A 1,223-nucleotide genomic window follows, 5' to 3' on the forward strand; every position below is an offset into this window, starting at 1 on the left:
CCTTGACCGGCACCGGGCCCACAGCGGTGACGATTTCGCGCTCTGGCAGGTAGCCGTTGCGCACGAGCGCCCGCCGTCCATCGATCGTCTTTACATTCGAATACTGCTCGAGCATTGCCGCCAGTTCCACTACAACCACGAACGCATCAAGCTCAAACTGAAAGGGCTGAGTCCCGTGCAATACAGGACTCATTTAACCAGTTCGTCGACACGTACGCGGCCAAGTACCCAAAGGCCATCGAGAAACTCACAAAGGATCGCGATGCGTTGCTCGCGTTCTACGACTTCCCTGCCGAACACTGGCAGCACGTGCGGACCACGAATCCGATCGAATCAACGTTCGCGACGGTGCGCCATCGCACGAGCCGCACGCGTAACTGTCTATCGCGCGCGAGCTTCATCGCCATGGCGTTCAAGCTGATTGAAGCCGCCGAGAAGTCGTGGAGGAAAATCCGCGGCGTCAACAAGATCGAGCCGCTTCTGAAGGGCATTCCCTTCAGGGACGGAATCCCGGTGACTGAAAGCACACCGGCTCCTCAAGCGCTGGCCGCCTGATCATGCCGCCCGACCCGCGTACACCAGACTTGACGATTGCTCCAGCCAGCGGGATGCCGCGTGCATCTACGACGATGTGTCGCTTCGATCCGAGCTTGCCTCGGTCCGTCGGGTTGGGGCCGGTTTCTTGGCCCCCCGGGAGCTGGAGACGCTGGCTCCATCTAGGCTCGCACGCTCCCAATCGATCTGGTCGCGCTCTCGCAGTCGACGCAGCATCGCCAAATGCAGTGGATGCCATACGCCGGCCGCTTGCCAGTCTCGCAGACGTCGCCAGCATGTCATGCCACTGCCGAAGCCCAACTCCTGCGGAAGGTCTTCCCACGGAATGCCCGTCTGCAATACATACAAGATACCGTTCAGCGCTGCGCGATCATCGACTGTGCGCCGCCGACCACCCCTGGGCGATGGCGTGAACTCCGGAATCAGCGGCTCCAGCGCCACCCATAATTCGTTACTGATTTTGCGTCTTGCCATGCCGTAGACGATACGACGCCCGCAGCATCATGTCCAGGTTGTGTTAGCCGCTCTTATGCGCGTTCATGAAAGCCTGCAGGTTTCGCAGTTGGCCATCGTAGCCGGAGCTATCGTTGGAAGTGGTGTACGCGGCGTAGGGAGGAGGCAGGAGAAGGCGGTGGCGATTGAAGGAGAATGTTGCTTCTCACGGTAAC

The 1,223-nt window shown here is 60.1% G+C and carries 3 pseudogenes; 2 read left to right on the forward strand and 1 reads right to left on the reverse strand.

Features of this window, described 5'->3' with window-relative positions:
* Positions 1-127 precede the first annotated feature (127 nt).
* Both ACPUER_RS36755 and ACPUER_RS36760 read left to right on the forward strand, forming a co-directional pair.
* A pseudogene (locus tag ACPUER_RS36755) lies at positions 128-190 on the forward strand (IS3 family transposase); the annotation flags it as partial.
* Positions 190-555 (forward strand): annotated as a pseudogene (locus ACPUER_RS36760) (transposase); the annotation flags it as partial. The pseudogenes ACPUER_RS36755 and ACPUER_RS36760, both read left to right, overlap by 1 nt.
* Before the next feature lie 43 nt (positions 556-598).
* Here ACPUER_RS36760 and ACPUER_RS36765 read toward each other — a convergent pair.
* A pseudogene (locus ACPUER_RS36765) lies at positions 599-1,029 on the reverse strand (IS5 family transposase); the annotation flags it as partial.
* Positions 1,030-1,223: the final 194 nt, after the last annotated feature.

This window comes from Burkholderia sp. DN3021, assembly GCF_049805555.1.
Lineage (GTDB): Bacteria > Pseudomonadota > Gammaproteobacteria > Burkholderiales > Burkholderiaceae > Burkholderia > Burkholderia pyrrocinia_C.